General features: G+C 58.4%; 15 protein-coding genes and 1 tRNA gene. 4 read left to right on the top strand and 12 right to left on the bottom strand.

Annotation, left to right across the window (positions count from 1 at the left end; genetic code table 11):
* Window positions 1–103: 103 nt before the first annotated feature.
* Window positions 104–177 (bottom strand) — tRNA-Met (locus CGERO_RS02860).
* A gap of 122 nt (window positions 178–299) precedes the next feature.
* Window positions 300–3,251, bottom strand: a complete 2,952-nt coding sequence (locus CGERO_RS02855) for a UPF0182 family protein (protein ID WP_206423927.1) — start codon at window positions 3,249–3,251, stop codon at window positions 300–302.
* Window positions 3,252–3,492: 241 nt separating this feature from the next.
* On the opposite strand from CGERO_RS02855, the gene CGERO_RS02850 reads away from it, so the two are divergent.
* Both CGERO_RS02850 and CGERO_RS02845 read left to right on the top strand, forming a co-directional pair.
* Window positions 3,493–4,017, top strand: coding sequence for a PPA1309 family protein (locus CGERO_RS02850; RefSeq protein ID WP_123933383.1), 525 nt, complete (start codon window positions 3,493–3,495; stop codon window positions 4,015–4,017).
* A gap of 130 nt (window positions 4,018–4,147) precedes the next feature.
* On the top strand, window positions 4,148–4,786 hold the full coding sequence (locus tag CGERO_RS02845; protein WP_123933382.1) for a hypothetical protein: 639 nt from the start codon (window positions 4,148–4,150) through the stop codon (window positions 4,784–4,786).
* A 33-nt stretch (window positions 4,787–4,819) separates the two neighbouring features.
* On the opposite strand, the gene CGERO_RS02840 is transcribed toward CGERO_RS02845, so the two are convergent.
* A complete protein-coding gene (locus tag CGERO_RS02840) occupies window positions 4,820–5,875 on the bottom strand; it encodes a YlbL family protein (protein WP_206423911.1) in 1,056 nt (351 codons plus the stop codon).
* 121 nt (window positions 5,876–5,996) lie between these two features.
* On the opposite strand from CGERO_RS02840, the gene CGERO_RS02835 reads away from it, so the two are divergent.
* Window positions 5,997–7,355, top strand: coding sequence for a zinc-dependent metalloprotease (locus CGERO_RS02835; protein WP_123933380.1), 1,359 nt, complete (start codon window positions 5,997–5,999; stop codon window positions 7,353–7,355).
* Window positions 7,356–7,357: 2 nt separating this feature from the next.
* Here CGERO_RS02835 and CGERO_RS02830 read toward each other — a convergent pair whose 3' ends face one another.
* Entirely contained in the window at window positions 7,358–7,855 is a 498-nt protein-coding gene (locus tag CGERO_RS02830) for a M48 family metallopeptidase (RefSeq protein WP_123935887.1), read from the bottom strand.
* A 62-nt stretch (window positions 7,856–7,917) separates the two neighbouring features.
* On the opposite strand from CGERO_RS02830, the gene CGERO_RS02825 reads away from it, so the two are divergent.
* Complete coding sequence (locus CGERO_RS02825; RefSeq protein ID WP_123933379.1) at window positions 7,918–8,736, top strand: type 1 periplasmic-binding domain-containing protein; 819 nt, start codon at window positions 7,918–7,920, stop codon at window positions 8,734–8,736.
* A gap of 7 nt (window positions 8,737–8,743) precedes the next feature.
* Here the strand turns inward: CGERO_RS02825 and CGERO_RS02820 are convergent, their stop codons facing one another.
* The 8 genes from CGERO_RS02820 to CGERO_RS02785 form a co-directional block, all read right to left on the bottom strand.
* Window positions 8,744–10,786 (bottom strand): ATP-dependent DNA helicase UvrD2, encoded by a 2,043-nt coding sequence (locus tag CGERO_RS02820; RefSeq protein ID WP_123933378.1) that lies wholly within the window; start codon window positions 10,784–10,786, stop codon window positions 8,744–8,746.
* Window positions 10,783–11,463, bottom strand: a complete 681-nt coding sequence (locus CGERO_RS02815) for an NAD(+) diphosphatase (protein WP_123933377.1) — start codon at window positions 11,461–11,463, stop codon at window positions 10,783–10,785. Before CGERO_RS02815 ends, CGERO_RS02820 begins: the two co-directional genes overlap by 4 nt.
* Entirely contained in the window at window positions 11,460–12,536 is a 1,077-nt protein-coding gene (locus CGERO_RS02810; protein ID WP_123933376.1) for a potassium channel family protein, read from the bottom strand. Before CGERO_RS02810 ends, CGERO_RS02815 begins: the two co-directional genes overlap by 4 nt.
* A gap of 51 nt (window positions 12,537–12,587) precedes the next feature.
* Window positions 12,588–15,821, bottom strand: a complete 3,234-nt coding sequence (locus CGERO_RS02805; protein WP_123933375.1) for an ATP-dependent helicase — start codon at window positions 15,819–15,821, stop codon at window positions 12,588–12,590.
* The gene (locus CGERO_RS02800; RefSeq protein WP_123933374.1) at window positions 15,818–18,931 is read right to left on the bottom strand and encodes an ATP-dependent DNA helicase; all 3,114 of its coding nucleotides are present in this window, start codon (window positions 18,929–18,931) and stop codon (window positions 15,818–15,820) included. The genes CGERO_RS02805 and CGERO_RS02800 overlap by 4 nt, the downstream gene beginning before the upstream one ends.
* Window positions 18,932–18,935: 4 nt before the next feature.
* Entirely contained in the window at window positions 18,936–19,814 is an 879-nt protein-coding gene (locus CGERO_RS02795; RefSeq protein ID WP_245998896.1) for a TIGR02569 family protein, read from the bottom strand.
* Window positions 19,815–19,862: 48 nt separating this feature from the next.
* Window positions 19,863–20,702, bottom strand: a complete 840-nt coding sequence (locus tag CGERO_RS02790) for a DUF3152 domain-containing protein (protein WP_245998869.1) — start codon at window positions 20,700–20,702, stop codon at window positions 19,863–19,865.
* Between the two features lie 80 nt (window positions 20,703–20,782).
* Entirely contained in the window at window positions 20,783–21,010 is a 228-nt protein-coding gene (locus tag CGERO_RS02785; RefSeq protein WP_123933371.1) for a DUF3107 domain-containing protein, read from the bottom strand.

Genomic DNA, 21,010 nt, shown 5'->3' with positions numbered 1-21,010 from the left:
TCACGGATTGTTCCGCGGCTTTGATGATATCGACACCAACGACGTCTTGACTCAATGCAAGAAACCCCCGGTTCACTTTCGCAAACCGAGGGTTCCGGATTAGTAGCGGGGGCAGGATTCGAACCTACGACCTCTGGGTTATGAGCCCAGCGAGCTACCGAGCTGCTCCACCCCGCGCCGTATTGCTTTGAACTTTACCGTTCTGTGCAACGAGTGATAACACTACACAGAACACCACCCCCCACGCAAACTCCCAGCTCAGACACTGGAAGTGCGTGGGGTTGGCGTCGAAAAGCTGCTTATTGCTGGCCGGCTACCTTTTGGTACTCCTCGACGGCCTTGTCTAGCTCGTCAAGGGCGCGACCATATTCCTCATTGCTGCCGCCGCGGGCTTCCTGCAAGTTCGTCAGGGCATCGTTGATCTTCTGAATTGCTTCACCTTCACTGCCGGACGCGGTCGCGGGCGCGGAAGGCTTCTGCTCAGTCTTGGTTTCTGGCTTACTTTCGCTGGAAGTGTTTTCCAACTTCTTGGCCTCGTCAAGATCCTGCGCCGCCTTAGGGTCGATGCCCACCTGGCTCAGCGCCTCAGAGATCGTCGGCGCATACCCCACCTTGCCTTGGTACGACACCAGCACACGCAACAGTTTGGGGAAGGCCGATTCCTGTCCCTTGCGCTGCGAGTACAACGGCTCCACGTAGAGGATCTCGCCCCCACCCACCGGCAGGGTGAGTAGGTTGCCGTTGTAGAGATCGTTGGTGTCCTTCCACAAGGTGCGATCAGAAGCGATCTGGTCCGAGGACATCATCGTATCCTGCGCCTGCTTCGGTCCTTGGGTGAGCGTGTTGGTGGGCAACACGCGCACGGTGATCTTGCCGTAGTTCTCAGGATCCGAGGTCACCGTCATATGGGCTGCCAAGTACTCGCGCTGCAGACCTCGGAAAGGGGTGATGAGTTGGAAAGCGGGCTTGTTCGTTTCCGGGTCGGAAGCCACCACGTAGTAGGGCGGCTGCGCCTTCTCATTCTTCCCCTCAGTTGCGGAGGGATCGTTTGGCACCGACCAGAAACGGTCATTGGTGAAGAAGTCGCGGGCATCATCCACGTGGTAGCGGGCGAGCATTTCGCGCTGCACCTTGAACATGTCCTCCGGGTAGCGCAGGTGATCCATAAGCTGCTCGGAAATGTCCGACTTCGGCTTCACCGTACCCGGGAAGATGCCCTCCCAAGCCTTGAGCACCGGGTCGTTTTCATCGAACTCGTAAAGCTCCACGGAACCGTCGTAGGAATCCACCACAGCCTTCACCGAGTTGCGGATATAGCCCACCTGATCTGTCACCAGGCGCTGCTGGCCATCGCCCACGGCCTGGGAGGAATCGTTAGTGGATTCGGTCAGCGAAGTGCGCTCTGCATAGGGCAGGCTCGACAGCGTGGTGTAGCCATCTACAACCCACTTGATTCGCCCATCGATCACCGCCGGGTACGTGGTCTTATCGGTGGTGAGCCATGGCGCAACCTTATGTACGCGCTCACGCGGATCACGGTTGTAAATGATCTTAGAGTTTTCATTCACACGATCAGACAGCACCAAGTTCAACTCCTGGTACTGCACTGCATAGGCGGCGCGATTGACAATGTTGCCAATATTCACGCCACCCTTGCCGTCGTAAGTGTAGGTTTCGGCATCGGTGTCGTATTCGACCGAGTTGCCGTCGGCTGAACCCACCACTGCATAATCAGCGCCATCGGGCGAATTGGCAATCACGGGGCCGAAGTAGGTGCGCGGCTGATCCAGCGCCAAACCAATCTTCTTGGCCTCGTCGGTTGTTTTCTGCAAATCAGACACGGTATAGACGGGGTAACCGCCACGGGCGGAACCCACGTCGCGAGCGACCTCATCCACCTGGTTCGCGGGAGCTGCCACAATGCCGTTGCCGTGCGTGTACACGGTGTGGCGGTTGATCCAGTCCTTCTGGTTTTCCTTCAGGGCCTGGGGATCCAGCTCACGGGCGGCCACCACGAAGTCACGCATCTGGCCATCGACGTTGTAACGATCAACCTGTAGCGACTTGGGGAAGCCGTAGAAGTTACGCAGTTGCTGCTGCTGAGTGAAGGTGGGCGAGATGATCTCTGGGTCGAGCAAGCGGATATTCGAAACCGTAGCCACATCCGAAGCAACTGCTTCAGCGGAAGCACCGTCGGCGCCCCAATTATCCTTGTACGTCACTTTGTCATCGGTAATGCCATAGGCGAAGCGCGTGGCCTCGATATTGCGGGAAATGTATTCCGATTCCTTCTCCGCGCGGTTGGGCTGCACCGAGAAGCGCTCCATCATCATGGGCCAAGCCGAGCCAATCACAATGGCACTCAGCACCATCAGCACGGTAGACACCGCGGGAATTCGCAGATCCTTCAGCACGATGACCGAGAAGAAAGCGAACGCCACCACTGCCGCAATCACCATGAGGATGATTTTTGCCGGCAACATCGCGTTGATATCCGTGTAACTGCCACCGGTGAAAGTGTCATGCTGGCGCTGCAGCAGGCCGTAACGATCCAGCCAGTAGTAAGCAACGCGCAGCAGCATCCAGATGCCAGCCGTGACACCTAGTTGCACACGCGCATAATTGCTCACGTGCCCCTTCATGCCTGCAGCCTGATTTCCAATGCGGATGCCACCCAGCAGGTAGTGCCCAACGAGGGCAATAAAGAAAGCTAAGGCAACGAGCACCGAAAGCGTGCCAACGATGATCCACAACATGGGCAAGGTAAAGGCGTAGAAGCCATAGTCCATGTGGAACTGCGGATCCTGCACACCGAAATCCTGGCGGTTGAGGAACAACTGCACGGTCTGCCAGTTGCGCTGCCCAAGAAATCCGGAGAGCACACCGACGATGAGCGGCAGCAGAAGCAAGAAGCGATGCACGCTTTGATCAAGAACCTTGCGGTACTCCCCCACCGGGCCGCCGATGCCGAGAATTTCTAGCTCATCGGGGCGCCCACGGTAGGTCAGCCACCCGGCAAGCCATGTGATGCCCGCACCCACGAGTGCGAAAATGAAGAAGAGTGCGATGCGGGTAATCAGCACCTTGGAAAAAACGTTGCGGAAATCTACCTCACCGAACCACAGCCAGTCGGTATAAAGACCAATGAGCAATGGAACGAGGGCAAAGAGCACCACAACTAACGCAATGATGTTGGCGATCTTTCGCGAAGGCCGCTTTGCTGAGGTTGGTCTGGTTTGCCTTGGGGCCAACTCCAACTCCTTGAGGTTGTTATGGGCGCAAGCATCGGTGCGAGGAACAATCTCGACCCCGCAGCTCATGAAACGCACTCATAATGGAACAATTGGATAGTGGTGCCCCAGTCTACGGGACGAACAGTGCCAGGCAACCTTTTGGTTGAAAACGAATAGCCGATGGCGTCATCCGAGCACAGCCACGTTGTAGCACCGCAGTGCCGAGCCGTTAATGCAAGAACTCACATAAGGAACGATCATGAACGCAGCCGCTTATCCTCAGCAAGCGTTGAATAAGGCCATGCTTGAGGCCGTGGACTTCATTCACGCCGAGGGCTGGGATGCACCCCCGACGCTGTTTGCACTGGTACCGGCGGAATTCTTGGGATCCATCATCGACGATGCTGACGATGCGCCTCTGGCGTTGGTGGTGCAGGAAAATCTGCCAGAGCACATCCAACCTGGTTCCGAGGAGCTGGGCGAATACATCACGCGCATCGAATGGCCAGAAGGGGTCATCGGCGCGGTGTTGGCCCAGGAAATCATGTTCCGCGACGCCTCCGCTCCCGAACAGCCGGCCCGTCCGGCGAGGCTCTTTTCTGGGGTGCTGAGCGAACACCACAACAGCGAAGGTTTCAGCTTGACGCTTCTGCAACTTCGTCCCACGGAGGAAGAGCTGGCAAAACGAGGCGCGTTTGCCGAAGATGAAGTAGAGCTGCGCGGAGGCCCGGGCGTTGCCCCAGGCGTGATAGCTGCCTTGGAGGCATCCTTCGAACAGCACTAAGGTGTGGGGCATAAATTCCCTGGTGAGCACCGAGCTTTTCGACGTTGGGGCGTCGAAAAGCATCCAAGGCCTCGTATAAACTTGATCCCAATTGACCCCAGCGAAGTTTTCCCAAAAGGAGAATCCAACAGTGAAGTCCCTCCCCCGCCCCTTGCTGGCCCTTTGCGTGGCTGCAGCATTGCCGCTGGCCGCTTGTTCTCAGGAAGCTCAGCAAAGCGAAGCAACCATCACCGCCGACGAAGAACAGACCACCACGGCAAGCGCGAGCAATGAGGCAAAAGAAGACGAAGGTGTCAGCGAAGCACGCGAAACCTTTGGCTCGCTCGTCCCAGCAAGCGTCTTCGATGATTTCGATTCCTGCAAGCCCGCTGGCGTGAAGAACTCCATGGATTGCTCCGGGCCGAAGGTTGGCCAATTCCAGTTCTCAAAATCTGAGAGCAAAGCAGCATCGATGACCCAACTGCTCACTGAGCTACGCAGTGCCCGCGTTGTCAAAGACACTGGGCGGGCTGTCGTGGGGTGGAACACCTTGGGCAACACTGCCGTCATCACCGTGGTGGACAACGATGAGGGAACGGTGGCGCAGCAAATGACCTCCATGGATCAAGACGATCCAGAAGATCGCATCAAGGAACTCAACCTGCTTGAGGCTCCAGCGGTACTGGAAAGCGAGAAAGAATCCGAGTCCGCAGCACCCAGCTCCGAGGCATCGGCCTCCGAAGCGTCTGAGGCGAACAGCGAGCCCACTTCCAGCGAAGAGGCCTCCTAACTTCCCTGCCCTGCCGTCACCTAAAGGCAGGGTTTATTCGCAAGTGGCGACCGTTTGACCGCGCTGAAAACCCTCCAGCGCCTCCACTGCTTCTTCCAACGTGCTCACCTTGGCAACCACGATGTGTTCTGGATGCATCGCATTGACCTCGGCGCAATTGCCAGCAGGGGCAAGGAAAATCTCTGCACCGGCCTCCTCGGAGGCGCGAATCTTATGGGTGATGCCCCCGATGGGGCCAACATTGCCCTCGCCGTCGATGGTGCCGGTGCCTGCGACGAACTTCCCGCCACTGATGTCGCGATCATCCAGCTTGTCAACGACAGCTAATGCGAAGATCAGTCCGGCAGAAGGGCCTCCGATGTCCTCCAGGTTGTAGGTCACCTCAATGCCTTCGGCGGAGGTTTCCTGCATCGTGATCCCAAGAAATGCCGTAGGCGTCTTAGCGTGCGGGCGCTCGCCAAGAGTGACCTTTTGAGTGGTTTCCCGTTCCCCACGTTTCACCGTCACATCCACCTCATCGCCGGGAGCGAACTCCTCGATGATCGATTTGACGGCCTCCGGGCTATCGACCTTCTTGCCGTCAACCTTGAGCACCACATCCCCCGCCTCGAGCTTGTTTTGCGCGGGGCCTTCATCCAGCACCTGCGCCACCTGAACCTCCATCGGACGGTCCAAGTAGTGGAGCGCCGCAGTGGTAGCGGAAGCTTCGGAGGCTGCGAAGTCAGCGTCGTTGACCTCTTGCTGTTCTTCCCTAGAAATGTTCTGAGGAAAAATCTGCTCAATGGGGACTAGTGAATTTTCGGACCATAGCCCCTCGGCGATGGCCTGCGGCAGTGTAATACCACTGGTAACGGCCACCGTGGTCATGTTCAAATTGCCGTGAGTTTGATCCGTCGGGACGCCGCTGACTCTCACCACTTCTTTGCCATCAACGCTGCCCAAAGTATTAAACGTGGGACCGGGAGATTCAATGGCATAAGGCACCGTAAATTGCACATCAGTACCCGGGATTTCTGGCATGAGCAGCAAAGAGCTGAGCGCCACCATGGGCAACGCGCCTAGCAGCAATGTTCGCGAACGACGTTTCACGGGTTCACAGCGTACCCGCTCGCCACCCATCGGAGGTTTTCAGGCTTGGCATGTGCCGCGTATGGGCTTGTTCGCTCTCAGCATTGCCACAGCCTGCGCAGAAGCCGGTAGCCTAAAAGCCATGAACAACAATGGCTTTGGTTTCTCCTTCAACATCGGCGACAACGATGATGACCGTAACCAGAACAATCCTTTCGGTGGCCTCGGTGACATGCTCAACCAGTTTGGACAAATGCTCTCGGGCATGGGTTCCACCATGAACTCCCCGGAAGGCCAAGGTGCTGTCAATTACGCGCTGGCTGAAAGAATCGCTCGCCAGCAAATTGGTCACGTTAAGCCCCTTGCTGAGGGCGATTCCAAGGCTGTTGAAGAAGCGGTACGCCTAGCCGAGCTGTGGTTAGACGGCGCTACTATCCTGCCGGCTTCAGGCAACACGGTGGAGGCCTGGGATGCCTTCATGTGGCTCGAGCGCACGCTGCCAATGTGGAAGCGCCTGGTTACACCCGTTGCGGAGCAGATGAATGAGGCACAACTCGCCTCCATGCCCGAAGAGGCGCGCGAGATGGTCGGCCCCATGCTGCAGATGATGAACCAAATGTCCTCAATGAACTTTGGCATGCAACTGGGCAATGCCTTAGGCGACCTTGCCACGCAAACTCTCGCTGGTTCCGATTTCGCCCTGCCTGTGGCGCCTGCAGGCACGAGCGCTATTTTGCCGAAGAACTTGAGCGAGCTCACTGCGTCTTTGAGCCAGAAGCCTCAGGACGTTCTGGTGTTCCTCAGCACGCGCGAAGCCGCACGCCAAAGGCTTTTCCGCCACGTTCCTTGGCTGGTAGAACAGCTCGTCTCCAGCGTGCAAGAATACGCTGCCGGACTCACCATCGATACCTCGCATATTGAAGAAACCGTGCGGGAACTCAACCTTGACTCAGGTGATCCGGAAGCCATCCAGGACGCGATGGCACAGTTGCAGGGCATGGACCTCAGCCCACGAATCACTTCAAGCAACCAGGCGGCTACGGCCCGTTTGGAAACGCTGCTGGCATTGATCGAGGGCTGGGTCGATCACGTTACCCTCGCTGCTTTGGATGAGCGCCTGCCCTCAGCGGCTGCTTTGCAGGAGGCCTGGCGCCGGCGACGTGCCACCGGCGGCTCTGCGGATCACGTGCTGTCCAAGGTGGTCAGCATTGATATCGCTGCACCGAAGGTGTCGCAGGCTGCTGAACTCTGGCGTCGGGTGCAAGTTGCGGTTGGCATTGAGCGCCGCGATCACATCTGGGATCACCCCGACTTGCTGCCCGATGCAGAGGATCTTGAACGCTCTGCTGAGTTCATCGACGGCCTCCTCGGCGATGACTTCGACCCGATTGCTGAGATCAACGAGCTGGAAAAGATGCTCGAAGCCGAAAGTGAATCAGGCGCAACAGACAATGAGGCAGCCGAGGCTCCTGAGGATCCGGAAGATGGAGACAAGGAGTAGCGCTAGCCCTTGAGCTGAGGAAAAGCCCGCACGTATTCCATGGCCTCTAAGAATCCTTTAGCACGTTCTGACTGAGGGGCACGATCCGCTAACTCCCAAAAAGCTGGGCTGTGATTCGGCTCGATGGTATGCGCGAGTTCGTGGAGAATCACCGCGTCCACCACATATTGCGGCAGCCCAACCAGCCGATCAGAAATGCGGATCTCCCCCGAGCGCGGCGAACACGAACCCCATCGGTGCCGCTGATTGCTCACCCACCGAATGCTCTGAACCTTCGCACGCCCCTCCAAGAACGTGGTGTTGAGGTACCGGGCGCGCTGGGCTAGCTCGCCATCATCACTGCGCTGCCTCCTGGTGATCTTCTGCTTCAACTCCTCGATCGCCACGGCTTCAGCTTCCTGCGACATTCCAGCCGGCAGGCGGATTTCGATGCGCCCATCGACAATCCGCGCGGACATTGTCTTTTTCCTGCGTACCGAACGAATGACGTGCACTTCCATATCCACTGCGCAGCTACCTCAAAACAACTAGAGTGTTCATCATGACTTCGGGGGGAGCATCAATGAAGCAACATGCCTTGCAATTTTGCCCAAGCGCACACACCATCACGCGCAATGGTCACCAACTGCAATTCGGCCTCGACGCAAGCACCGCCGGTATTGTGCAGACTTTACCCGGGCGCGCCAGGGAACTCGGGGACGTGATCCGCACCAGCAGCACCCAGGCGAAACTGCACCGGCAATTGCAAAACGTCGGATTCAGCAGCAGTGAGGCTTTCGGGCTGATCGACGACCTCATCGTCCACGGTATCCTGCGCAAACGCGCCGCTTGCCGCGATGTTTTGGTGCTGGGCTCGCTCCAGGGCATCGAAACCACGGTGCTGGAGACGCTCGGTGCGAGGGCGCACCGCGTGAAGGATGGCGAATCCCCCTTGCGTGCCCTTCGTCGCCTGGCTGTTGATGGCGTGGTCGTGGTGTTCTCACCACACGAGCATCCCCACTGCGCACCGCTGTTAGCGAGGCAGCAGTACGTGATTCCGGTGCAGGCGATTGATGGCAAAGCCGTGGTCGGTCCTATTCGCATGGCGGGCGAAGGCCCGTGTCCACTGTGCGCAGACTTGCACCGCTGCGAAGTTGATCCACTCTGGGCCTCGATTCGAGCACAAGAAGGCATGAGCTTTTTGGAAGCACCCGCCCGGCACGCGGCTGCTGGAGCCGTGCTTGGCATGATCCGTGCCCTGGATGTGCCACACCTTGGGCCGGGAGGCAGTACTCACACCGCACGGCCGGGTTTGCGTCTGCGTCTGGATGGCATGAGTGCCACTGCCGATGCGATCAAAGCACACCAGCTCTGCCCCTTGTGTTGGGCGCGCGACGCTTGACCTGCGCCTAGCTTCCAAATTGTTCGATAATGCTGAGCAGCTCCGAACCGAAGCGTTCGAGCTTCACCTCTCCAACCCCCGAGATGCTTGCTAAGGCGGTGGCATCCTGCGGTTCTTTTTCCGCGATTGCGCGTAAGGTTGCATCGGAGAAAATGACGAAAGCAGGCTTTTGAATCTCAGCCGCTACCTCCCGGCGCCAAGTGCGCAAAGCTTCAAAAAGTGCCTCGTTGCCGCCGGGGCAGTCCTCGCACCTGCCAAGGATGATCGCTTGCGCACTCAGGAGCACGCTCCCGCATTCTTTACACGTTTTTCTGCGTTGCGAACGCGGCGGAACACTTGCGGTGGTGGGCGCGGCAATGCCGTCGAGGAAACGGGTACGCTTTCTGCTTGCTTTGCCGCCTTCCTGGCGCGCCAATGTCCACGAGCAGTACAGGCGTTCACGGGCGCGCGTTACGCCCACGTAGAACAGTCGGCGTTCTTCTTCGATAGCTTCTTCACCGGCTGCAATTGCTTGGCGGATGGGCATCATGCCCTCATATAACCCGACGAGGAACACCACGTCCCATTCCAGACCCTTCGCAGAGTGCAGCGAGGTCAAGGTGACTCGGTTACTGGCGGGAGGATGTTGGGCATCGGCGCGCTCTTTGAGTTTGTGCAGCAATCCTTGGAGGTCTAGACCCGGTGTGGCACGCGAGAGTTCTTCGGCGAGCTCAAACAGTGCCTTGAGCGATTGCCAACGCTCGCGGGCTTGGGCACCGGTTGGTTCTTCGTCAACAAGCCCTACACCTCGAAGGAGGTGGCGCAACAATGGTCCGAGTGGTTCGTCACTGACCTCGGGACGTTGGGCAGCCTTCGCCAACACCGAGAGGGCTTCTTTGATTTCTCGGCGGTGGAAGAAGGAGGTGCCGCCGCGCACTTCATAGCTGATGCCGGCGTCGTGGAATGCTTGCTCAAATTGTTCGGAGAGCGCATTGATGCGATACAGTACCGCAATTTCTTTGGCGGGCACCCCCTCGTTAATCAGTTCACGCACCTTGGCAGCCACTGCACGCGCTTCGGCAGGGGCGTCGGGATATTCTTCGAACGTGGGGCGATGCTCAATACTCGGCCTCATGCCACGCAGTTCCAGGCGCGTTCCAGCAGCGCGGCCTTTCGCCCTGGAGATCACATCGTTGGCAAGGTCGGTGATTTCCTTGGTGGAGCGGTAGTCGCGCTGCAGCTTCACCACCACCGCGTCGCGGTATTTGCGGGAGAAATCAAGCAAGTATTCCGGGGTCGCACCGGTAAAGGAGTAAATGGTCTGATTGGCGTCGCCCACTACCGTCAAATCATCACGATCCCCCAGCCAGGCATCGAGCAGGCGCTGCTGCAAGGGGGTGACGTCTTGGTATTCGTCTACTACGAAGGTGCGGTACTGGCTGCGGAACTCTTCGGCAATCGCCGGGGAGTGCTCAATGGCGCCGGTTGCCTGGATGATGAGGTCATCGAAGTCCAGGAGCATTCCTTCCGACGTGGCCTTGCTTTGCTCATAGCGCCGGTACACCTCGGCGATCTTCTCTTTGGCCACGGGCGTTTCGCGCGTTGCAGCGGCCTCAACGTAGCGCTGGGGTGTGACGAGGGCAGACTTCGCCCATTCCACCTCACTGAGCACATCGCGCACCATTTCAGTACTACTGTCCACGCCCACGGTGCGCATGGCACGCGCGACAAGGGGGAACTTATTGTCCAGCAGCTTCCACGGCATACTGCCAGCAACCTGGGGCCAGAAGTAACCCACTTGTTTCATCGCTGCGGAGTGGAAAGTGCGGGTTTGCACTCCCCCAATGCCCATGAGGGCAAGGCGATGCCGCATTTCATTGGCAGCGCGGTTGGTAAACGTTACTGCCATGGTCCTCTGCGGGGTGGTCAGCCCCTGATCGCACATATGGGCAATGCGATAGGTAATCGTTCTGGTTTTACCCGTGCCTGCGCCAGCAAGGATCGCGACGGGTCCACGTGGGGCTTCGGCAGCGGTGCGTTGGTCTGGGTCGAGCTGGGATAAGTCAATCATTGGCACCACTCCTGGATGAGACGCAGGGCAATTGAACCTTTGGCGGGCAATGCGATTTCCCCGGAGCGCAGCGTTTTTTTGCTGCACCAGCGAGTTTCAATCAACTCGCCATCAGTGCTGGCCACTGGGTGTTCGTCGTGGGTGACCGCGTGCATGCCCACCATAATGGAGGAGCTGAATGGCCATGGTTGACTGCAAAGGTACTGCACCTGCTGGATACGCCTGCCGGCTTCCTCCATCACTTCCCTGGTAAACGCGGCTTCAAAGGTTTCCCCAAGATCGACGTATCCGGCGATCAAGGAGAAGTAGCTGCTTCTTTGAGCATTTCTTCCCAACAGAATCTTGTCCGTTCCGGCGAGCTGTACTCGCCCAATAACCGCAGGATCAATGCGGGGGAAGTAGAGCTGACCGTCTGCGCTTCGTGCCACACCTGGTTTATCCGGGTGCGCGCTAAGCCTTTGGCCGCTGCCGGGGTGAAAACGCTGCTGTTCTTGGGCATTAAGGAGCGCCACGATCTTCAGTGACTGCGGATCAAAACACCGCGCGGCACTACCAGTGACTGCCAGTACTTCCTCGCTGCTGGCACGGCGGATCCCGTTGCCTTCATCGAGAGCTACCGGTTGTCCTTTACTATCGATGGGCAGCTCACCCAACGGGCCTACGAGCCAGGTGCTCATGGGTTGGGCACGTCATCGCTGAACACGCGGCGCACGTACAGCAGGCGATCGCCGGGTTCCACCGTTTCGGCTTCCGGCGAATCGATGCGGTACAGCTCGCTTGAGCGGACCACGCCGAGCACAATGTCGGCCAAGTGCCGGGGGTTGGCGCCCACTTCATCTTCTCCCACGGGCCGTTCGGCCACCGAGAAGCCCTCGCCCGGGGAGAGCAAATCTTCCATCATCTCCACCACCGATGGGGTGACCGTGGCGAGTCCAAGCATCCGGCCGGCTGTTTCAGAGGAGATCACCACGGAGTCTGCGCCGGATTGTTCCAGGAGGTGCTGGTTTTCGGATTCGCGCACGCTGGCCACAATCCAGCCATGCGGAGAGAGCTCGCGAACCGTCAGCGTTACCAGCACTGCGGTGTCGTCGGAACTTGGTGCTACCACGACAGCTTTCGCCTTTGGCACGCCCGCGAGTTTTAACACTTCCGACTTCGTGGCGGAACCGTTCACACTCACCAGGCCGGCGTTGCTCGCCATTTCTAGCGCGGTGGGGTCCGTATCAACGACTACGATTTCGTTGGGGGACACGCCGTCGGCAAGCAAGGCTGCGACAGCGGAACGTCCCTTGGTGCCGTAGCCGATGACCACGGTGTGATTGCGCATCTTCTTCCTCCAACGCTGGATCCGCCAAGCTTTGCGGGATTCCTCTGTGAGCACGGAAATTGTGGTGCCCACCAAGAGGATCACGAATGCCAAACGAATTGGGGTGACGATAATGATATTGATGAGTCGAGCAACCTGGGTGACAGGCGTGATGTCGCCATAACCAGTGGTTGAAAGCGAAACTGCCGAATAGTACAGCGCGTCGACGAAGGTGAGATGCTCCGAGTAGCCATCCTTGTCGAAGTACACCACCAACGCCACCATAATGATGAGCCCGAGGGCATAACCGAAACGACGAGCGATCAGTCGCACCGGGCTCATCGGCTCGTTTTCTGGCATGCGAATCACGTTGAGCAGCGTGTGTTCTGGCAGCTCATTGAGTTCGACTTCGGTGCGGAAGCGCTCTGGATCTGACTTGCTCATGATGCTTTTCGACGCTCCCCTGTCCTCATTGCTTCCTGCCTCCGCCAAAGACTACCGTGTTGCATTCTGCCCATCCAAGAGCTTTCTCAATGCCTGTTCATCGGGCAAGTCGGTTGGCTGCACCAGCCTGTGAGCCACGACGTAATAGAACGCCGCCTGGACTTTTTCCACCGGCACGCCGCGCAGTTTCGCCCACGCGAGCCGATACACAGCGAGCTGCATTTCCACCGCTGGCATTTCTGCGGGTGTCGGCGGCTGGCCGGTTTTCCAGTCCACCACCATGAATCCGTCTTCTTGTTCAAACACTGCATCGATGCGGCCGCGAAGCATGTGTTTGCCCAGTGCCAGTTCGAAGCCTTGCTCCACAGCAATTGGTGTGCGCTGGTACCACTCGGAATCCATAAAGTGCTGTTTGAGTTCCTCGAGGTTTTCTTCAGCGAACTCCTCGAAACCTGGGAGTTCATCTGCGTCCAGGAACGCCACAGCTCCGAATTGCTTCTCAATCCATTCGTGGAACGCGGTGCCACGCTTCGCATATGCATTGGGTTTAAAGGGCACCGGACGGCGCTTGCGGCGTGCAAATCGTTCGGGATTCTGGCGCAACGCGACCAGGTCGGTGGCGGTGAGCTCACGCGGCAAGGTGACCTCGATAGCGGGATTGCTCAGCGCCTCGTGTTCCTCGATGATGGCGGTGACGTCTTGTTCCCATGTGTCGAAGAGATCACCGTCGGCTCGCAGCTCAGGCAACTGCTCGATGGCGGCCATGACAAGGTCAGCCCCTCGCGGCTCCTCAATGTGTGGAAAGAACGCCTGTTCTGGTTGCGGATCCTGCTGATCTCTCTTTTCGGGAATGTCCCAGTTGAGCACCGCATCTTCCGGCACAAGCTCTTTGAGTGCAACAAAGCTGGCGAAGGGGGGATGCTTGGAGCTGGAAACGCTCAATGATCGCTCGGCGCGAGTGAGCGCCACGTAGAACAACCGAATGGCCTCGGCAGCATTTTTGGCTTTGAAGGCTTCGCCATGAGCTTTCAGGCTCTTGGCGAACCTGGCTGCTGTTTCGGTGTCGAGTTCCTCGAGCACTGGGGAGCCAAAAGCGCTGTTCCCGCCGGTGTCAGCATCGCCAAGCAAGGCCGATGGGATGCGTTGTACTTGGGTGAGCCAGGCATCCGCCTTGGCTTTGTACGTCTCCTGGTCGCAGTGCATGACAGCGACGTGTTGCCACTCCAATCCCTTGGCTTTGTGCACCGTGAGGATTTGAACGCGATCCGAGTGCACCTCTATGCTGCCCGGCTCGAGCCCCTTATCGTTGGCAATGGCGAGCTGCGTATAGCGGAGGAACGCACCCAGGCTAGCCCCGCGAATACGCGAGAATTCCTCCACGACTTCCGCAAAACGGTCCAAATGGGCGGTACCAACGTTGTGCCCTTCGGCGTCTTTTCTTTGCAGCACCTCTGTGCGGATCTGGAACACGCCTTCAATGGCTGAAAAGAGATCCGGCAGAGATTGTTGCACCGCGTTGCTGCGCAGGTAGCGCAGCTTGCTCGCAAGATCTCGCAGCCGGGCCTCGGCTTCAGCGCTCATTCCGAGGTGCTGGGGTTCTCCGAGATCCGCCACGGCGTCGCAGAGTCCGGCGGTCCGTTCCATATCGGGCTGTTGCACTTGGGAAATCGTGGTGCGGAGCTTCTCCAGAGGATCACTGATTGCCTCGATATCCAGCGGATTTTGGGTAGGTGTGGCCGATAGCTCAGATGCTCGCTGCGCTAGTGCGCGCAGATCTGCGGCTCCCAGCCCGACAGCGGGCCCGCATAGAATCCGCAACGACGCCTCATTGTCTTCTGGGTGGATCAGCATGGTGGCAATGGCCAGCATGTCCGCTACTTCTGCAACCGTAAGCAGCCCTGAAAGCCCCACTACTTCTACCGGCACACCTCGTTCCTGCAAGGCATGCTCCATCGCGGCGAATTGGGACTGTTTTCGCATCAGCACGGCAGCAGTAAAAGGCTCGTTCCCCCTGGACTGATACTTGCGTGCCAGGTTGTCAGCTACTGCTTCAACTTCTTCTTCCGTGGCCTTAAAGGCCCCAATGGTGACCTCGCCGGCTTCCTGATCTGGCAGGGGTTCCAGGGGCTGCACAAGGCGATCGCTCCTGTTTGGCGAACCCAGAATCTCTGTGGCCACCTCGTTGGCAAGGCGCAACACGGCGGGGGGATTACGGAAACTTTGAGTAAGTTCGAATTTCCGTGCTGGCACCATAGCTGTTTCATCGTCGCTTTTGCGAACATTTGGGAAATCATCGGGAAACGCCTCCAGGTTCGAAGCGGTTCCGCCACGCCAGCCGTAGATGGACTGCATCGGATCCCCAACGGCAGTGACGGCGCACTGGGAAAAGAGGCTGCTTAGCAGTACTCGCTGTGCATAGCTGGTGTCCTGATATTCATCGAGGAGCACCACATCGAATCGCGATCGCAACGTCGCTCCTACCTGGGGGTGTTCCTTCGCCAGGGTTGCTGCTGTCGCCATCTGTTGGTTGAAGGTCATGAGGCGTTCCTCGCGTAAGTGGCGTCGAAAAGCTTCAACCACTGGCAGCAGTTGCAGGCGCAACTCTTGTTTAGCCAGGATCTTCTTTGTGTCATTGTTCAACTTCTCGCGTCCGCCTGGCACGGAGTCCGCCTCCAGCAGCAGGGCGTGCGTTTCAGCCTCAATTGCTTGGGCGTCTACGAGGTTGCTTTCCATCTCTGCGCTCAACTCCACCAGGTGGCTGGCGATGGTGGCGGGCTGCAGCGTTGTGTCGATCTGCCCGCGGTAATCCTGCAGGACGCGATCAGCGATCATGAACAACTCGGTGTTTTGGATGATCCTCGCGGAAGGCTCAACCGGCATGAGCAGGCCGAATTCACGCACGATGCTGCCGGCGAATGAATCGTAAGTAGCGCAGGTGGGCGCGATGACTTCCAGCATGCGCCGCAGAGGTTCCGTTTTTGGCACGAGCGCATCAATATCATCGAGCTGCGCAGAAGCTTTGAGCGCCCCCAACCTGGTGGAGATGCGCTGCCCGAGTTGTTGCGCAGCCTTGTTGGTGAACGTCAGCCCAAGCACGCGTTCCGGACGCACCAGCCCGTTGGCCACCAACCACACCACGCGCGCAGCCATAGTCTCCGTTTTGCCTGCACCGGCACCAGCCACCACCAGGGAGGATTCAAGGGGGGCACCGATGACCGCTGCCTGTTGTGCAGTTGGAGGGAATTTCTGTCCGAGGAGTGCCGAGAGTGTTGTGGGATCAATCATTGGTTCGTCATCCTTCCACGCTCTTGAGCTGGGCACACACTGATCAAAGAGCAGTTCTTACACATCTCATTGGCCGTCGCGCGCAGAGATGGGCCGCGAAGTTCCTCAAGCACGAGCGGTAATTGCGCTGCCATGTGGTCGAGGACCTCATCGGTCTTTTTGGACTGTTCTCGGGTGGTAGCGCCCTTGGTTCCCTGCTTCGGAAACACCAGCACCGCGCCCTCAACTTCAATGCCCGCATCACCGGAAGCCGTGCGAATTTCCCCGTCTCGGAATTCTCCGTGGCGCAGCGCGAGCTGGTACGCCACCATCTGTGGTAGTTCCTCCACTTTGGCTTTGGCGTAGGCCTGCTTTGTCAGCTTCAGGTCAACGATATTGATGGCCTCACCTGCTTGTTCGAGCCTGTCGATTTTGCCACGAATGCGCACACCATTGGGCAGAGTCACGTCTACGGGCACCTCCACGCCCAGCAGCGTATCGCCAGCATTGTGAACGCTTAACCACTGCTCCAAGCGGTCCAGCGTTTCCCCGAAATCAGCCATGATCCCCGGTATCGCCCAGCTCGGCGCGTGCTGCATCGCCTCAACAGCCTCGGTGATCAACGTGCGGGCTTCGTTCACCGGCGCGCCCGTTGATATGGCTTCGGCATACGCGTGCACCAGGGTTCCTATGCTCATCGCGGAGGAGTCACCTGCCAAATTCCCAAGCTGTGCATTCAAGGGACAGCGCAACGCCGATTCAACTTTCGAAGGCGAGATCGATTGGACCGGCAGTGCGCTTTTCGACGTCTCCGCGCCAATCCCCCACCACTGCCCAGGATGAGCCCCCGGCACACCGGCGTTGGCAAGCCGCGCAAGCTGCCGCGCTGCCTGTTCTTTTCTGCGCTGCGGGGCAGTTTCGTCACTGAGCACGCGACGAAGCTCAGCTACGAGGGCAGCAACGCTGAGCAATCGAGTGCCATCACCCAGGCTTGCTGCAGTCTCGGGCTCTGCGGCATCGCCTTCTGCGCGGAACAGTGGCGCTTCGTAGCCTTCAAAGAATTGCGATGGCTGACCATGTGGATCTTCCGGATCCTCTACAGCGGTGATGAGGAGTTGCTCGGTGGCTCTGGTGCATGCGAGGTGGAAGAGTCGGTGTTCTTCGTCGAGCTGCTCTTTGAGTCGGGAGGTAGGCAGGTTCGGATCGATGTCACGATCGAGCAAGTCAACGAATGCTGCTTGTCGGAAGGCGGTGTCGCCTGCATCTAGTGCCGGCCAAATACTTTCTTGTACGCCGGCGACGATGACCGTTTTCCATTCTTTCGCCGCGGCGCCGTGCGCAGTGAGCACCTGCACCACATCGGGATCTTCGATGCGCCGGTCGCGCACTCCCGTGGGCAGCATCTGTTCTTCAATATGGCGGATGAAGCCTTGCACACTGCCGTTTGGTCGGCGCTCTACCCAGTCGCCTGCGGCGTCGAACAACGCCAGCATGGCGTCGAGATCGCGGTCTGCTTGTGCACCCGTGGCACCGCCGCGCAGGCTTTGAGCCGCGAGATGTTCGCTCAAACCGGTAGCTTCCCACACACTCCACAAGGTGCCCTCTACCCCCTCGGCCTTGGCCCCGGCGCTCAGCACGCCACGGATGCGCTCGAGGATTCCTTGTTCTCGAGGCCCAAGCAGCTTCGCTAATGCTTCGTCGAATATCTGCTCGGCTTCTTCAGAGGGCCGAATCAGTTTGCCAAGAATTTCCAGCGCCCTGCGCGTTCCGCCCTGCGCCAATTCTGCTCGGCGCAGTGCGCGGAGCAGCCTGCGCATGGTGATAGCGTCAGCACCACCGATGGGCCCCAGGACCAGTGCTTCAACGTCTGGCAACGGCAGTGGACGATCAAGCGCCTTCAGCGCGAGGAGCATCGATGACACGATGTGCTGCTCGGAGAGCACCACATCAGTAGCGTCTACGGCGGCGGGTACCCCTGCTGCCAATAATGCACGGCGCAGAGATGCTACCTGCTGCGAGGATCGCACGATCACCGCAATGTCTTTCCAAGATTGACCATCGATGAGGTGGGCTCTTCTCACGATATTGGCGATGGCAAGGTGTTCCCTCGCCCCGCTAGAGGCCAGCATTTTCTGCGCCTTCGGTTGGCGGTAGACGTGATCCAAGTAGAGATCATGGTCTACCTTGGCATTCTCGAGCCAGGCGACGCTTGCGCCACGAAAACTCAACACATGCTGTTCTGGGTCACCGGCTATAATTGCCGTGTCAGCATGCTGCATGATGGTCTCCACCAATTGCGCAGACTTCGGATCAAAATGTTGGGCATCGTCAACCACCACAATCCGCCAACCTTGATCTTCAATTGGATGCTCCAGAACCCTGGAGACAAGTTCTGAGGCACTGTAATTGTGCGGCGATCCCAGACTCATCACTTGCTCGTATTCTTCCAAGAAGTCTCCCGCCGCGGACCACATGGGAATATGCTCGCGCCTTCCGAGTTCGCGTAGTTCATCGGGACTCGCGCCACGCTCTGCTGCGCGCAATAAGAAGTCACGCAGGGATCGGGCGAAGCCCACAAAGCCAATAGCATCGCGGTACTGTTCTGGCCACATCGCCAACGCAGCGGGTCCAGCATCCAGCTGCCCCTGCAACAAATCGCGAATCACGCCGTCCTGCTCCGCGCCGGTGATCAGACGGATATCAGCGCTTGTGCATTGGCGGAGCAACGCGAATGCTAGCGAATGCACCGATCGAACCATCGTGTTATCGGCAACGAAGTCCGCGTCATCAACTCCGGCTAGGCGGTCTGCAATGCCCGCGCGCAGGCGCGCGGCTGCTTCTTTTGAGGCTGCCACCACCAAGATTTCATTGGCAGGTACCCCTTGGGCGAGTTGGTGCGCCACAAAATCCATCAGTACGGTACTCAGCCCTGCGCCCGCGTGCGCGCGGATGCGCCACCGCCCCTTGGTCTGGGAAAACAATGGAAGATCGTGCTCAATCAGCGGCGCCGAGAAGCCGCTGGGCCGCAGACTGATCTTCGGATTTTCAGGTACTCGAAAAGCTGCCGAGGCCTGACTACGTAAAGATAATGCAGGCGAGGGGTTTGTTTCGCGTTCTAAGGCTTTGGCCATGCGACTATTGTGGCAAAGCACCCCGGAGAGCAGCCTCAGCCGCCTGTTCCAATTTCGAACTGCTGTTCGTTTTGGCCTCCGCCAAGGTACCGTGCAACATCAAGCGATACGTGGCGGCACGCAACACCAATTGATCAAAATTCGGAATGTGCATATACCGCCGCAGAATTCCCTCATCCACGCTTTGCAGCACCAGCGCATCGAATGCAGCGATCGCGGCACTGTACCCGAAGGGCCGCACCACCGGGACAACGTCGCTGAGCGCGGGCACCTGTGTGCCACTGAACAGGGTGGTACCGAAGGCATCTGCGTGACACACCTGGACATCGGCATCTACATGCTCGAGCCGCGGGGCGATGCTGTGGATCATTCGCATAGCCAAAGCCCTACGAGTACGCGCTTGAACTGCCTCAAAGCCATCAAGTCCACTATCACGTTGGAACAAACCCGTGGCCACGGCAACCGGATCTTCGGACCACGCCGCACGATCAGCCACTGAAAAAGCATCACCCGCATCCACCTCGCGCAAAGGCTCAGGCGTTTCAAGCTGCGACAGTGCGGTATCCAAGCGCACCGCTGCGGACACCACTTCGTCTGCGCGCGCGGCAGGTTCACCTTCAATGAAAACGTTAGCGCGCCAGCCAGCATTCATGAATCGACTATCAGTACTCCGCACAGGCTGGGATACACGAAGTTGCTCTACCTGGAGTTTTTCCCTCAGACGTGCAGACCATACTGCACGGTTTGGGCTGAGCACTGTGGAAAACACAACGTTGCCCACTTTCCAGCCATAATCCCACGCAACCCCAAGTCGCTGGCTTTCACCCTCGGAGGCGTGAAACGCCTGGCGAATGTACTCAGGCAACGCAGCACGCGCGTCCATTGTCACTGTTTATGCCTCCTTGCCGATTCCTTAGCCGTTCTTGCGAGCTTAGGCGCGCGGATACGGCCAGGCATTATAAGCACACACGGCACCGTCGTCTTTATACACTTCCGCGCTGTTAATCTTGGACAACTCGGTATTCGACAGGCTCAGCGTTTGTTGCATCATAATTGGCGCCAAATCCCCATTGCCGGTGCAAGGAACGTGATTAGCGAAGCCGATACCGTGACCAACCTCGTGGTTGATGAGGTATTGACGATACGCCCCCAGATCTCCCTGGAATGGTGTGGCACCGCGGATCCATCGTGACTCGTTGATCATCACTCGGTTGCCGTCTGAGTAGAAACAGCTCGTCTCCATAGCGATATCGTGGCCGCATACCTCATGCGTAGTTCCGACGCTGGAGAGCTGAATCCTCAAATCTGGCGTTTGGCCATCATCAGCGTCGATGTGCTCAAAGCCGAATTCCTTGTCGTGCGTCCAACCTTTCGGGTTGGTCAGGGTGGCATCCACCATGGCAGCAAAAGCGTCATCGCCGCCATACACCGATGCGTCGAGGCCTTCTTCCACCTCAACGACATAACGGAAGACCTTCTTGTGATCCGTACCTGCCTTTGCGCCCGGCTTGCCGACGGTGCGATAGGTCCCCTTACCTTGCTCCGTGTACGGCGCCCCGGAAGGCAATTCGGTGTTCGGGATTTCTTTCATATCCGAATCCGCCGGTCGTGGCCCCGTCATCGTCGCCTCAGTCGCCCCCTGTGCCGATATCGACCCTGGTTTGGGCGATTCGGGTTCGGGACGGAAGACGTCGACAAGCACCCAAACGGTGAGCACGATTAACACCGGAATAGCATAGGCGCGCCACCCGTAATTTCGAGCGAAGCGCACCAGCGCACCTTCCTGAGCGCTGCGACGTCCACTCTCACCGCGTGGTGCACGCGGTTTCCGGGATTGATGAGAACCCAAGACTAGGCTCCGATGAAGCCGACGGGACGAGCGCTCGTCGTACCAACCTCGACGTAGGCAATACATGCGTTGCGCACCAGCACCCGGCGCCCATGCTCATCCGTGAGTTCCAACACGCCCAATTCTTGCCCAAGCGCTTCGGAGACACGACGGACAACGGTTTCTTGGTCTTCTTTCGAAGAGACCACGAGTTCACGGGGCGAATCGCCAAAACCAATCTTGATATCCAT

Origin of the sequence: Corynebacterium gerontici (assembly GCF_003813985.1) — a bacterium.
Classification (GTDB): Bacteria; Actinomycetota; Actinomycetes; order Mycobacteriales; family Mycobacteriaceae; genus Corynebacterium; species Corynebacterium gerontici.
Note: the sequence above shows the minus strand (reverse complement) of the source record. Positions and strands in the feature narration are given on the sequence as shown.

What these genes read in the sequence shown, in the direction of transcription:
- CGERO_RS02850 (WP_123933383.1), top strand. Translation starts at nt 3,493, where the DNA reads ATGAACGCAGCCGCTTATCCTCAGCAAGCGTTGAATAAGGCCATGCTT.
- CGERO_RS02835 (WP_123933380.1), top strand. Translation starts at nt 5,997, where the DNA reads ATGAACAACAATGGCTTTGGTTTCTCCTTCAACATCGGCGACAACGAT.
- CGERO_RS02830 (WP_123935887.1), bottom strand. Translation starts at nt 7,855, where the DNA reads ATGGAAGTGCACGTCATTCGTTCGGTACGCAGGAAAAAGACAATGTCC.
- CGERO_RS02825 (WP_123933379.1), top strand. Translation starts at nt 7,918, where the DNA reads ATGAAGCAACATGCCTTGCAATTTTGCCCAAGCGCACACACCATCACG.
- CGERO_RS02820 (WP_123933378.1), bottom strand. Translation starts at nt 10,786, where the DNA reads ATGATTGACTTATCCCAGCTCGACCCAGACCAACGCACCGCTGCCGAA.
- CGERO_RS02815 (WP_123933377.1), bottom strand. Translation starts at nt 11,463, where the DNA reads ATGAGCACCTGGCTCGTAGGCCCGTTGGGTGAGCTGCCCATCGATAGT.
- CGERO_RS02810 (WP_123933376.1), bottom strand. Translation starts at nt 12,536, where the DNA reads ATGAGCAAGTCAGATCCAGAGCGCTTCCGCACCGAAGTCGAACTCAAT.
- CGERO_RS02805 (WP_123933375.1), bottom strand. Translation starts at nt 15,821, where the DNA reads ATGATTGATCCCACAACACTCTCGGCACTCCTCGGACAGAAATTCCCT.
- CGERO_RS02800 (WP_123933374.1), bottom strand. Translation starts at nt 18,931, where the DNA reads ATGGCCAAAGCCTTAGAACGCGAAACAAACCCCTCGCCTGCATTATCT.
- CGERO_RS02795 (WP_245998896.1), bottom strand. Translation starts at nt 19,814, where the DNA reads ATGGACGCGCGTGCTGCGTTGCCTGAGTACATTCGCCAGGCGTTTCAC.
- CGERO_RS02785 (WP_123933371.1), bottom strand. Translation starts at nt 21,010, where the DNA reads ATGGATATCAAGATTGGTTTTGGCGATTCGCCCCGTGAACTCGTGGTC.